Source organism: Picosynechococcus sp. NKBG042902 (assembly GCF_963864045.1).
GTDB lineage: Bacteria > Cyanobacteriota > Cyanobacteriia > Cyanobacteriales > MRBY01 > MRBY01.
Map to the genome: position 1 here is coordinate 1 of NZ_CAWLTV010000040.1, position 12,363 is coordinate 12,363.

A 12,363-nucleotide genomic window follows, 5' to 3' on the forward strand; every position below is an offset into this window, starting at 1 on the left:
AAATAAAGGCAGTGATTCTATCTAGAAAAAGACTAAACTTGGATTCTTCCAATGCGCCATCGGAGGATTGATTTTGCAGAAAATATACCGAAACTATATTTTGCCACATCCCATTTGGCGCGTAAGTCAAAACGAATAACTTCTTGAGAATCAAATCAGAAAATCTTTGTTTATCTTGATTCGCAATGCTCTTCCAGAATAAAGCTAGAGACTTTAATTCAAAGATTGTCTCAGATTTTTTGAAATATTGGTATTTATTGCGCTCATAAAATTTTCGTAATGCTTCAGTGGTTGTGCTTTTATTGCCTTCCTTAGCGCGCAGAAAATACATATAGCGTGCAAAAAGCTCGTCCATTGGCGCACCCGCATTCAGATAAAAAACAGAGCTTGTTATTTCTTCAAGATTTTTCCACTCAGCAATAAAATCATCCTTCTTATCTATATCACCATAATACTTATAGAACTGAGCTTTGAATATATCAGCATCAGCGAGGGGCAGGCCACGATCATTGAGTGTTGAAAATATTCTTAGTGCGGTGTCTTGCGACTCAGCTTCTATTGGTAGAAGGATGCAATTCCCTAAGATTCTTGCTGGAAAATACGGAAAATAACTAGCGAATTCATGCAAAAAGATATCTATTTTTCCCTGATAAAATTGATAATTATTAACATACTGACTTTTACTTCCAGTTTTTACCGAACCTGTTTTTAATAAGTCAAGGAATTCATTTTTGTCACTATCCGTAGCAACTTCTGAATTGATTTTTAATTTTGATTTGTCGGCACTACCAAATTCATCAGTCTTCCAGATACATTTCTCAATCCGGTTACGTGTTTGTTGTGAATTAGTATCTTTCATATGAGCAAATTTGTCATAAAATGCACGCAAAATAAGCATTATTGTAGTAAGACGCTGTTGACCATCTATAACTTCTGATTGTGCATTACTATTCTTAAAAGTGACAATAGAACCAAGAAAATACTCGTCGTTTTTGTCAAATTCTTCATAATTATTATTGGGGAAAGAAAAGGCAAAAAGATCATCCCAGAGTGTTTGACACTGTTCTTCGTCCCAGGCATAGGGACGCTGATAATCTGGAATCAGAAAATCTGCTTTTTTATCTGATAACAATTCAAATATAGTTTTCTGATCAACATTAAGCTTAGACATAAAAGCTTCTACTCTCTAAATTAAAATTGGGAACGATATTGTGGATTATTATCTAATTCCCTACTCTAAGTGAAATTTCAGAATCCTTTTGAGCTAAGATACAAAATTTGATAATTCGTACAAACAATCTAATATGAAGAAAAATATTCTTTCAATGAAGCTGACTTTTTTCGACCTTCTCTTATCCAATGACGTACTCACGATATCGATTGAGTGATGTAGAAAATTATTTATATTCTATATAAGACTTTTATTTACTCTGATTCAAAGGCTATTTTCGTGATCTATTACATAAAAAAATCCCCAACTTTTTCAAACAGTTGAGGACGCATTCTGAAAATATTATGAATTTAATGATTTTCTGGGGCAAGCATATCGAAGTGAATGCCTGCTTTTTTCCAGAGGCTAATAGCATAGCGAAGTCGATCAACAGGGGCAATCAAACTCATCCGCACATAACCTTCCCCACCAGCCCCAAAAGCACTGCCTGGAGTCACAACAACCCCGGTAGTTCGCAACACATAAAGCGCAAAATCTGTAGAATTCATACTCGGCGGACAGGGCACCCAGAGATACATCGTCGCTTTGGAAGGTTTAATATTCCAGCCAATTTCCCCTAGGGCTTCGATCAGCGCATCACGCCGTTCCCGATAGCGTTCCTGCACCCCTTGGATGTAACTGTCTGGTAGTCCCAATGCTGCTTCTGCGGCCTTTTGAATCGCCGAGAAAATGCCATAGTCCAAGTTGGTTTTTAGGGTGCGTAGACCTTGGATGATGTCCGCATTGCCGACGACGAAACCAACGCGCCAACCGGCCATGTTGTAGGTTTTGGAGAGAGTATGAAACTCCACGCCGATCTCGTTCCCTCCAGGAATTTCGAGCAAACTGGTGGGCTTGTAACCATCAAAAGAAAGCTCGGCGTAGCACAGGTCATGGACGAGCATCACCTGATACTTGTGCGCCCACTCCACCACTTCTTCAAAGAAAGACCGAGGCGCAGTAGCAGTGGTGGGGTTACTGGGGTAGTTGAAATAGAGGATTTTGGCTTTTTTCGCCACTTCTTCCGGGATGGTGCTGAGATCAATCACCCAATCCTGTTCCGGCTTGAGGATAATTTCGTGGATCTTCGCGCCAGCAATTAATGGGCCGCGAAAATGAGCCGGGTAAGCGGGACTCGGCACCAATACCGTATCTCCCGGATTCACGTAGGCTAGGGCCAGGTGAGCAAGACCTTCTTTCGATCCCAATAGAGGCAGAGCTTCACTATCGGGATTGAGTTCAACGGCATAGCGGCGTTTGTACCAAGTGGCGATCGCCTTACGAAAGCTAGCAGTCCCCTCAAAGGGCGGATAACCGTGAAATTGGGCCGTCTCAAAGGCGGCGATCGCCGCATCAATGGCTTCTTGTGGGGCGAACCCATCTGGATTACCCATCCCCAAATCAATTAAATCAATACCCTGTTCCCGTGCCCTTGCTTTCAGCTCATCTAACCGGGCAAACACATAGGGCGGTAAAGCACTGAGACGATCTGCTCTCGTAATCCAATCTACACTCATCGAAGCCGGAAAAAATAGATAAAGGTATAGCCTATCATCATCGCACCGATAGTCCCCAGGATGTATTTTTCCTTAAAGAATTGCCGCCGAATTCGCTTACCATGGGTCTGCTCACCCTTTTAAAGACCTATTCCCTTGAAACGCCGTCCCCGTTCTAGCTATTTCCAGTTATTGCCCTATCTCAAGGCCGAGCGGCTCACCATTGGCCAAGCCCTCATTTGTACCGTCGGCTTCACCGTCTTTTGGCCGATTTTGGCGATCCTGGCGGGTGACATGGCCAACGACATTGGTGCAGGGAATATCCAGGGCATCGTCAACTTAGCAGGCCAGGCAGCGATCATCTTTTTGATCCGGGGGGCGGTGCAATACGGCCAAGATACCCTAATGGCCAAGGCCGCCCTAAAAATTGCCCTCCAACTCCGCACCCAGGTCTATGGCCACCTCCATCGTCTCAGTTTGAATTACTTTGAGGGGGCAAAAACGGGCGATCTCTCCTACCGCCTCACGGAAGATGTAGACCGGGTGGGGGAAGTAATCAACAAAATTTTCCATCAGTTTGTGCCCAGCATTCTCCAGTTGATCGTGGTGCTGGGCTATATGTTCTATGTCAACTGGCAACTCACCCTGGCGGCCTTGATTATTGGGCCATTAATGGCGATTTTGATTGGTTCCTTTGGGGAAAAACTTCTGGATTTTTCCCGCCGCAGCCAAACTCGCACCTCTAACCTTTCTTCTCTACTGACGGAAGTGTTTAATGGGATTCGTCTTGTGCAAGCCTTTGCCGCTGAAGATTACGAGTTGCAACGGTTCACCGAGGAAGCCGAACAAAACCGTCGCGCTAAGTTCCGCACTGCCCAGATTAAAGCCTTGCAATTTGTGGTGGTGGGTTTCCTGGAAGCGATGGCGGTGATTTTTCTGTTTTTCCTGGGGGGCTGGCAGATTGCCCAGGAAAATTTAACGGCGGCGGAATTCGTCAGTTATGTGGCAGCAGTGGCCTTGCTGATTGACCCAATCCAAATCACCACCAGCAATTTCAACGAGTTTAAGGAAGGGGAAGCCTCCGTTGATCGGGTATTTGAACTGATGGCCGTGCAGCCAACGGTTTTAGAAGCAGCCGATGCCCAGGTATTGCCCGCTGTGACGGGGAAAGTAGACTATCAGAATGTTTCCTTTGCCTACGAAGCAGATAAGCCCGTCTTAAAAAATATCAATTTGACAGTGCAACCGGGAGAAATGATTGCCCTGGTGGGATCGTCGGGGGCGGGCAAAACGACCTTAGTCAATTTATTACCTCGTTTTTATAATCCGGTGGCCGGAAGAATTTTCATCGATGGCATTGATACTAGCACCGTCACCCTCAAAAGTTTGCGTCAGCAGATCGGCATTGTCCCCCAGGAAACGGTACTTTTTTCCGGAACGATCGCCCAAAATATTGCTTTCGGTCAAACGGAATTTAGCTTAGAACAGGTAGAGGCGGCGGCCAAAATTGCCAATGCCCACCAATTTATCTCGGAATTCTCCCAGGGTTACCACACCTATGTGGGGGAACGGGGCGTTAATCTCTCTGGTGGTCAACGGCAACGGGTGGCGATCGCCAGGGCTGTTTTACTCAATCCCCGCATTTTAATTTTGGATGAGGCCACCTCTGCCCTCGATGCGGAGTCGGAAGCTCTGGTACAGGAAGCCTTGGAACGGATTATGCAAGACCGTACCGTGTTTGTAATTGCCCACCGGCTGGCCACTGTCCGCAGCAGCGATCGCATTATCGTTTTAGACCAAGGGGAAATTGTCGAGTCGGGCACCCACGATGAATTGCTCGCCCACCAAGGTCGCTATGCCCAATTCCATGCCCAGCAGTTTGCCTAAATGGTAAGGGCAATTTTTCCAGTGGTGGAACCCTGCTCGATCATCTGATGGGCTTTTACTGCTTCAGCGAGGGGAAAGGTTTGGCCTAGGTGAATATTGAGTTTCCCGGCCTCAAACCATTGGGTACATTGCCGCAGAATATCGGCCTGGTGCATTTGTCCGGCCACATCCCCGGTAAGCATCGGTGTTAGCATCAATTCCAAGCTAATCCGTAAATTTTTAAAGCGGGCCTGTTTGAGATTGCCAAGCTGAAAATCTGGTTCCAGGATCGTCACTAAATCCCCGTAGGTTTTCACCGCTGGCACTGTCTCCCAAAAGACTTGACCGCCGACAGTATCAAAGGCCACATCGACCCCAGCCCCATCGGTTAACTTGTGTACTGTTTCGGCCACATCCACGTCGCGGTACAAAATTGCTTCATCGGCGCCATATTGCCGGGCCAACCGCGCTTTGTCGGGGGTACTCACTGTGGTAAAGACCGTTGCGCCCCACAGTTTTGCCAGTTGAATTGCCACATGGCCCACGCCACCCGCCCCGGCATGGATCAGTACCGTTTGGCCAGATTGCAACCGGGCGCGATCGCCTAAAGCTTCCCAGGCCGTGATCAAGACGAGGGGAGCCGCTGCTGCCGCCGCAAAGGATAAATTTTCTGGTTTTTTCGCAATGAATCGGGCATCGACCACCGCATATTCGGCGTAATTTCCGGTGCCTGCTTTCCCCAATCCGCCATCGCAGAAATAGACAGCATCACCCACGGCAAAATTTTCGACATCACGGCCCGCCGCCTCAATTATCCCGGCCCCGTCACAACCGAGAATTGCCGGGAGGGGATCATCATAAAACGTGCCTCGACTACGGACTTTTGTATCAATGGGATTCACCCCCGCCGCCTGGAGTTTCACAAGGACTTGCTGGGGGGTTGTGATTTGCGGCTGCGGCACCTCAATAAGCTGGAGGACATTGGGGCGCCCCGCTGCGGTCATGGCGATCGCCTTCATTGCGGATTTTTAAAAACTAAACTGCGATTTCAATCTAAATCAGATCATAACGGTGACAAACCATCGCAAACACCGCCGCCATCAGGGTAATCCCCAAGGCGATCGCCGGATGTTGCCCCTGGCCCACCGCAAAGGAAGTGGCCACCCCAGCCCCTAAACCAGCCACAAGGCCAGCTTGGATATAGTCTTTTTTAGTATTGCCGTTATACATAGGAATTAATCTTGAAATGGACGAATTAAAGCGTTTTAAAAGGATTTTCCAACGGGAATTTCGCCCTTCAAATTAACACCCGAACTTTGCGGCCTCAGCGACCACGCAATTAAGGTTTAGATTTAGCGACATTTCTTAATAAGCGCGGCGATCCTTTAAAATATGTAGCGAAAGAAACCTTAAAATAATTGTTAAAATCCCCCCTATGACCACCTCCTATAAAGTAGAGATTAAACATCGCGGCAACACCTACACCATCGACGTTCCAGAAGATCAAACAATCCTCGATGTTGCCCATGCCAACAACATTGATCTCCCCACCTCCTGTGGTGCTGGGGTTTGTACGACCTGTGCGGCACTGATTACCGAAGGCAGTGTCAGTCGTGAAGAGGGGATCGGGCTTTCTCCTGAGCTACAAGACGAAGGCTATGCACTGCTCTGCGTTGCTTACCCCCGTTCTGACGTCAAGCTAGAATCAGATAAGGAAGAAATGGTCTACGATCGCCAATTTGGTAAGAGCGCCTAAGTTCTTTCTCCACTTCAACCCATCCAATTCGGGGAGTGATTCCCCATTTTTTTTAGCTGAGATCCGTATGGTTACTGTGAAACCGCTGCCTCACAAACAGTTCAAGTATGTATTGTCCCGTTGGCGTCGTTGGATCCGGTATTGGTACCTCAAAGTGTTACGGCAAGAAGGCACACCAGAGGCGATCGCCAGGGGTTGGGCTTGCGGGGCATTTGCCGGGAGTTTTCCGCTTTTCGGTCTCCAGACAATCATTGGTCTACTTCTGGCCACGGTTTTTAATGGCAACAAACTGACGGCAGCGGCGGGCACCTGGGTGAGTAATCCCTTGACCTATGTGCCCATTTTTTACTTCAACTTCCAGGTGGGAGAAGTGCTACTCCAACAGCCGATCACCTTTGATGAAGCCCAGCTAGAATCCTGGTCTGACTTGAGTCTGGCGGGGATGAATTTTATCAGCACCCTATTTATCGGCTGTACGGTGGTCGGTGTGGGTTTGGCGGTGGCGGTCTATTTCCTCTCTCTCTGGCTAATATATCGTTGGCGATCGCTCCGGGCGACCCGGCAGTTCCAGCGGCGGCAACCTCCCCATGACCATCATCGATAGAAAATTAATTAATCAACATCTCAAGGATTTTCCTGGGGCCTCGTTCCCCGACAAGCGATTCCTCAAGCCAACATTTCTTTTCTTCTCAAGCTCATGGCATTCTTGAACTTTGCAAAACCCGGTTATCCCCTCGTCCTGGCAGCCTTTAAGGACAATCCAGAACAGGGACACCGTCAACTCATTAACGCCCTCCATTGGTTAGAGCGATCGCCGGATTTACTCTGGAGTCGCCTGGCAAAGGAGCAGATGGTGGCGGAATTTTGCGTCCGGGATCCACGCTTAAGCCAGACCCTCTGGGGCCTCGATTTTCCGAATCCGGTGGGACTTTCGGCGGGCTGTGATAAAGATGCGATGGCGGCAGGGATGTGGTCGCGCTTTGGTTTTGGGTTTGCGGAGATGGGCGCCGTGACCCTCCATGCCCAACCGGGAAATCCTTTGCCCAGGCTTTTTCGCTTACCCGCTGATCAAGCTGCCCTCAACCGTTTGGGCGCGAATAATCTAGGGGCCGCAGTGATGGCGAAAACCTTAGGGGAAAGTTGGCAAATTGAACCCCGTACGATTCCCATCGGCATCAATCTCTGTAAGTCAAAAGTGACCCCCCTTGAGACCGCGGCCCAGGATTATCTGGGGAGCTTTGAGGCATTGCAAGCGGTGGCCGATTACTTTGTGGTGAATGTGAGTTCTCCTAATACCCCAGGCTTGCGTTCTTTACAGGGAGGAGAACAAATTCAACCGATCCTTGAAGCACTTCAGCAAGCCAATACAAAACAACAGCCGATTTTTATTAAAATTTCCCCGGATCTCGACTGGGAGGCGATCGCCAATATCGTAAAAATTGCCCAGGACTATCAACTTGCTGGGATTATTGCCACCAACACCACCACCAGACGCGACGGCCTCAAGACTCAAATCCTTGAAAAAACTGGCAATCCCGTCACCGAGGAAGCGGGGGGAATTAGTGGCGCGCCGGTGCGCCAACGTTCCACCGAAGTAATTCGCTTCATCTACGAACAAACCCAAGGCAGCTTACCGATTATTGGCGTCGGAGGGATTTTTACCGCTGACCATGCCTGGGAAAAAATTACGGCTGGCGCGAGCTTATTGCAGCTTTATACGGGCTGGATTTACAAAGGCCCCTGGATTATCCCCAATATCCTCCGGGGTCTGTTGGAAAAATTAGAGACCCACAATCTCAATCACATTTCCGAAGCGATTGGGATGGCCAACAAGCACAACTAGCAAATTACTGTTGACTGCCATCTGTCTATGGCAAGATAGGAGTGATTTTTTCGGACATGATTCTATGTTTCGTCGCTCCCAACGTCGTCATCCGTTCAAGACTTATATTGCGGAACCTCTGGTGAATGCTTTAGCCCCCTGGTGGGGGATCGATTGGTGGCTCATGACGGTCACCGTTGGCCTCACGATCTTGGCTGGTCTGGCGATCCGCAGTGCCCAGCTCAATATTGGTTCGACGGACTGGTGGCAACATTGGGTCACTGGTGGTGTGGGTCTAGGGGTTTGTTTGGCGATCGCCCGTTCCCGCTACCAAACGATGATTGTCGGCCATTGGTTAGTCTATGGCCTGAGTATTTTGTCTCTAATTGCGGTGTTATTCATTGGGGTGAGTGCTAATGGTGCCCAGAGCTGGATTAATGTGGCGGGCTTCCATGTGCAACCCTCGGAATTTGCCAAGGTGAGTTTAATTCTCTCCCTGGCGGCGACTCTCCACCAAGATACGGCGGCACGGTTGCCCATGTTACTGAAGGTGTTTATGATTGCGGCGATCCCTGGCAGTCTAATTTTGCTCCAGGATCTTGGCACCTCGCTGGTTTTCGGGGCGATCACCCTGGGGATGCTCTACTGGGCCAATGCCAATTTCGGCTGGATTCTCCTGATTATCTCGCCCATTGTGTCGGCTATTTTGTTTGGGGTTGCTTTTCCCGTCTGGCTGATTTGGTTTGGCTTAATGGGCCTGACAGCTTGGTTAACCCTCCCTTGGCGCTGGCTCGGCACCGTTGGGGCAATGGTGGGCAATGCGATCGCCGGGGTCGGGGCTGGCATCCTCTGGAATATGCTCCAACCCTACCAAAAAGACCGTCTCACCCTTTTCCTCAATCCAGAACAGGACGCCCTTGGGGGCGGCTATCACCTCATCCAATCGCGCATTGCCATTGGCTCTGGTCAACTGTGGGGCACGGGTCTTTACCATGGCTCCCAAACCCAGCTTAACTACGTCCCGGAACAACACACGGACTTTATTTTTTCGGTGGTTGGCGAAGAATTAGGCTTTATGGGGGCGATCGCCGTGATGTTTTTATTTTGGCTGTTGTGCCTACGCCTGATCCGCATTGCCTGCAAAACCGAGGATAATTTCGGTTCCCTGATCGCTGTCGGGGTGCTGTCGATGGTGTTGTTCCAGGTCTTGATTAATGTCGGTATGACCATTGGCATTGCGCCCATTACCGGGATTCCCCTCCCCTGGCTGAGCTATGGTCGATCCTCTCTCCTCACCAATTTCATCGCCATTGGTCTGGTGCAGTCCGTCGCCAACCGTACCCCCTAGAGATCCCTGAAGGCATCTAGTACCGCTTCGAGGGCGATCGCCGCGTGAGTGTAATGGGTACCCCCCTGACAAAAGACAATATAGGGCTCCCGCAGTGGCCCATCCGCCGACAACTCCGAGGTACTGCCATCAATAAATGTCCCCCCAGCCATCACTAAATCACTAGCGTAACCCGGCATTGGTGCTGGCACCGGATCGAGGTAAGAACCGATGGGTGAAAATTTTTGCCAAGCTCGACAAAAGGCCAACAATTTCTCCGGAGAACCCAACCGAATCGCCTGAATTACATCCTGGCGTTTTTCTAGGGGGTGGGGCTGCACCTCATAGCCCAGGTCAGCAAACACCGTGGCCACCAAATGAGTGCATTTCACAGCCTCAGCTACCATCTGGGGCGCAAGAAATAATCCCTGATATAACAGCCGATTTTGATCATAGGTTGCCCCCCCGTGACTCCCAATGCCCGGTGCCGTAAGCCGACAGGCCGCTTTTTCAACCAGATCTGCTTTACCCGCTAAATAACCGCCACCTGTGACAATGGTGCCCCCCGGATTTTTGATGAGTGATCCCGCCATAAGATCCGCGCCTACGGCGGTGGGTTCTTGGGTTTCGATAAATTCTCCATAGCAATTGTCCACAAAGCAAACGGTGTCCGGATTTTGGGCTTTGACAATTTCAACAATGCGCTGAATCTCAGCCGTAGACAGACTTTTGCGCCAGGAATAACCACAGGAACGTTGTATTAGAGCCAAACGAGTTTCTGGGCGAATTGCGATCTTGAGGGCCTCCCAATCGATTTCTCCCGTGGGGGTGAGTTCTAACTGCCGATAGCCAATGCCAAATTCTGCCAGGGAACCTTGACCTTCCTCCCGCAAACCAATCACTTCCTCAAGAGTGTCGTAGGGGGCACCCGCCACGGCGAGCATTTCATCCCCTGGGCGCAAGACACCGTACAAGGCAGCGGCGATCGCATGGGTGCCTGAAACCAACTGCACCCGCACCAGAGCCGCTTCTGCACCCATCACCTCCGCGTAAACCTGATCGAGGGTATCCCGCCCCAGATCCCCGTGACCATAGCCGCTGACACTGCTGAAATGGTGGACGCCTACCCGGTATTTTTGAAAGGCTCCCAAAACTTTGCGGAGATTAGTTTGGGTTTGTTGGTCAATGGTTTGGAAGGTGGGGGTCAGGGTGGCGATCGCCCGGCGAACAATCTCAGCAGAATTCATAAAAAAACGAACAGCGAAAAATTAAGAGCGAGCCAATCATACCAAGCCCCCAAACTTCTAACCTAGGGAATGGACGCCCCGATAATTCCGCGCTAAAATTCAGCAAATCTTGATTAAATTCGTAAATAAATGTTAAATTTAAATCTGATTTAACGAAGAAAATACCCGGTTACATCTAAAAGTAAAGTTTAGAAAACACCCAAGCGCTATTTCAGCCCAAAGTTCCGAATTTTCAAGATTTTTGTGCTTCGCTTTGAAAGACTTCTCCGACGATAGGCACCGTCTTTCTAAAGTGTTCTTATCTTCCCTTTGCTGAGCCGTGCTTGTGTTTATCATGTAGGACAGTGGAAAAAATACGGAGCCTCCGCATACCATGTCCCACAGTACAATTTCCAGAAAGGATATTTCATGACTGTTGCCACTTCCCAAAAACTCCCCCTAGATTGGACAACGATTATCTATTTCAGCTTGATCCATCTAGTCGCCCTCCTTGCCTTTTTACCCGGTAACTTTAGTTGGCAAGCCGTGGGCGTCTTTTTATTGTTTCACTGGATTACCGGTGGCATTGGAATTACCCTAGGGTTCCATCGCCTCGTGTCCCACCGTAGCTTTGAAGTACCAAAGTGGCTTGAGTATTTCTTGATTTTCTGTGGCACCCTTGCCTGTCAGGGGGGGCCGATTGATTGGATTGGGCTACACCGCATCCACCACAAACACTCTGACCATACTCCTGATCCCCATGACTCCAATAAAGGCTTCTGGTGGAGTCACATCGGTTGGATGCTGTTTGAAATTCCCGCCCGTGGCGACATTGATCGCTACATCAAAGACATTAAAGACGATCCTTTCTATAATTTTTGCCAAAAATACATGGTTCTCATCCAGGTGGCCTTGGGTTTAGCCCTTTATGCCTGGGGAGAAGCCTGGGTCGGTAACGGCTGGTCTTTCGTGATTTGGGGCGTGTTTCTCCGCCTTGCCGTGGTTTTCCACTGTACCTGGTTTGTGAATAGTGCCACCCATAAATTTGGCTATAAAAGCCATGAGTCCAACGACCACTCCAAGAACTGCTGGTGGGTTGCCCTTGTCACCTACGGCGAAGGTTGGCACAACAATCACCATGCCTATCAATATTCCGCGCGCCATGGTCTCAACTGGTGGGAAATTGATATGACTTGGATTACAATTCGTTTCCTACAAGCCTTGGGATTGGCCAAAAATATTCGCCTCGCTCCGGCTAAGTAACAAAAATAACGACCATCCTGGAAAGTTAAGTTGTTGTAGATGTCCTTTGAAAAGGGGGCATCTTTTCATTTTTTTGGCAAGACTCATTACTTCTCGGATATTGAAGAATCTATGCTGACCCAAAGCCCCGCTCCAATGCTGTGAACAGCGGCGTCATTTAGGGGCAAGATCAAGGTAATTTCAAGGGTCTTAGGGGAGTGAGGGCGGCAAAAATATTTGGCAAAATCAGCCTTTATCCCCTAAAATAGGTTATTAAGAAAGGTAAACTTTTCTCACATTTGTCTAGATTCACTATCATTTTTTGCCTAGAACCTAGACGAAAGTAAGGTGTTTCATCAAATAAACACCCGAAATTATATGTAATTTTTTGTTGCTTACTATTTTGGAGACTTCGTCC

At 48.7% G+C, this 12,363-nt stretch carries 11 protein-coding genes; 6 read left to right on the forward strand and 5 right to left on the reverse strand.

Annotated features, from left to right (window positions below):
• Together AACR41_RS00795 and AACR41_RS00800 are read right to left on the reverse strand one after the other, a co-directional pair.
• Positions 1-1,171 (reverse strand): DUF262 domain-containing protein (locus AACR41_RS00795; protein ID WP_030008220.1); only part of this gene is annotated, 1,171 nt, incomplete at its 3' end.
• A 350-nt stretch (positions 1,172-1,521) separates the two neighbouring features.
• The gene (locus AACR41_RS00800) at positions 1,522-2,727 is read right to left on the reverse strand and encodes an aspartate aminotransferase (protein ID WP_030008221.1); all 1,206 of its coding nucleotides are present in this window, start codon (positions 2,725-2,727) and stop codon (positions 1,522-1,524) included.
• Positions 2,728-2,862: 135 nt separating this feature from the next.
• Here AACR41_RS00800 and AACR41_RS00805 point away from each other — a divergent pair, with 135 nt between their 5' ends.
• The gene (locus AACR41_RS00805) at positions 2,863-4,593 is read left to right on the forward strand and encodes an ABC transporter ATP-binding protein (RefSeq protein WP_030008222.1); all 1,731 of its coding nucleotides are present in this window, start codon (positions 2,863-2,865) and stop codon (positions 4,591-4,593) included.
• Here AACR41_RS00805 and AACR41_RS00810 read toward each other — a convergent pair.
• Together AACR41_RS00810 and AACR41_RS00815 are read right to left on the reverse strand one after the other, a co-directional pair.
• The gene (locus AACR41_RS00810; RefSeq protein ID WP_030008223.1) at positions 4,590-5,591 is read right to left on the reverse strand and encodes a zinc-dependent alcohol dehydrogenase family protein; all 1,002 of its coding nucleotides are present in this window, start codon (positions 5,589-5,591) and stop codon (positions 4,590-4,592) included. The genes AACR41_RS00805 and AACR41_RS00810 overlap by 4 nt on opposite strands.
• A 34-nt stretch (positions 5,592-5,625) precedes the next feature.
• Positions 5,626-5,802, reverse strand: coding sequence for a hypothetical protein (locus tag AACR41_RS00815; protein ID WP_012307791.1), 177 nt, complete (start codon positions 5,800-5,802; stop codon positions 5,626-5,628).
• A 205-nt stretch (positions 5,803-6,007) separates the two neighbouring features.
• On the opposite strand from AACR41_RS00815, the gene AACR41_RS00820 reads away from it, so the two are divergent.
• From AACR41_RS00820 to rodA, 4 genes are all read left to right on the forward strand, one after another.
• Complete coding sequence (locus AACR41_RS00820) at positions 6,008-6,328, forward strand: 2Fe-2S iron-sulfur cluster-binding protein (RefSeq protein WP_012307792.1); 321 nt, start codon at positions 6,008-6,010, stop codon at positions 6,326-6,328.
• 67 nt (positions 6,329-6,395) lie between these two features.
• Positions 6,396-6,932, forward strand: a complete 537-nt coding sequence (locus tag AACR41_RS00825; protein WP_012307793.1) for a DUF2062 domain-containing protein — start codon at positions 6,396-6,398, stop codon at positions 6,930-6,932.
• A 93-nt stretch (positions 6,933-7,025) separates the two neighbouring features.
• On the forward strand, positions 7,026-8,171 hold the full coding sequence (locus AACR41_RS00830) for a quinone-dependent dihydroorotate dehydrogenase (RefSeq protein WP_030008225.1): 1,146 nt from the start codon (positions 7,026-7,028) through the stop codon (positions 8,169-8,171).
• Positions 8,172-8,235: 64 nt separating this feature from the next.
• Complete coding sequence (gene rodA, locus AACR41_RS00835) at positions 8,236-9,498, forward strand: rod shape-determining protein RodA (RefSeq protein WP_030008226.1); 1,263 nt, start codon at positions 8,236-8,238, stop codon at positions 9,496-9,498.
• On the opposite strand, the gene AACR41_RS00840 is transcribed toward rodA, so the two are convergent.
• A complete protein-coding gene (locus tag AACR41_RS00840) occupies positions 9,495-10,724 on the reverse strand; it encodes a methionine gamma-lyase family protein (protein WP_030008227.1) in 1,230 nt (409 codons plus the stop codon). The genes rodA and AACR41_RS00840 overlap by 4 nt on opposite strands.
• Before the next feature lie 408 nt (positions 10,725-11,132).
• On the opposite strand from AACR41_RS00840, the gene AACR41_RS00845 reads away from it, so the two are divergent.
• Positions 11,133-11,966, forward strand: coding sequence for an acyl-CoA desaturase (locus AACR41_RS00845; protein ID WP_030008228.1), 834 nt, complete (start codon positions 11,133-11,135; stop codon positions 11,964-11,966).
• The last annotated feature ends 397 nt before the right edge of the window (positions 11,967-12,363 follow it).

Bases quoted from the DNA above. Each gene is read 5' to 3' on its own strand.
- AACR41_RS00800 (WP_030008221.1), bottom strand. From the start codon at position 2,727: ATGAGTGTAGATTGGATTACGAGAGCAGATCGTCTCAGTGCTTTACCG.
- AACR41_RS00810 (WP_030008223.1), bottom strand. From the start codon at position 5,591: ATGAAGGCGATCGCCATGACCGCAGCGGGGCGCCCCAATGTCCTCCAG.
- AACR41_RS00815 (WP_012307791.1), bottom strand. From the start codon at position 5,802: ATGTATAACGGCAATACTAAAAAAGACTATATCCAAGCTGGCCTTGTG.
- AACR41_RS00820 (WP_012307792.1), top strand. From the start codon at position 6,008: ATGACCACCTCCTATAAAGTAGAGATTAAACATCGCGGCAACACCTAC.
- AACR41_RS00825 (WP_012307793.1), top strand. From the start codon at position 6,396: ATGGTTACTGTGAAACCGCTGCCTCACAAACAGTTCAAGTATGTATTG.
- AACR41_RS00830 (WP_030008225.1), top strand. From the start codon at position 7,026: ATGGCATTCTTGAACTTTGCAAAACCCGGTTATCCCCTCGTCCTGGCA.
- rodA (WP_030008226.1), top strand. From the start codon at position 8,236: ATGTTTCGTCGCTCCCAACGTCGTCATCCGTTCAAGACTTATATTGCG.
- AACR41_RS00840 (WP_030008227.1), bottom strand. From the start codon at position 10,724: ATGAATTCTGCTGAGATTGTTCGCCGGGCGATCGCCACCCTGACCCCC.
- AACR41_RS00845 (WP_030008228.1), top strand. From the start codon at position 11,133: ATGACTGTTGCCACTTCCCAAAAACTCCCCCTAGATTGGACAACGATT.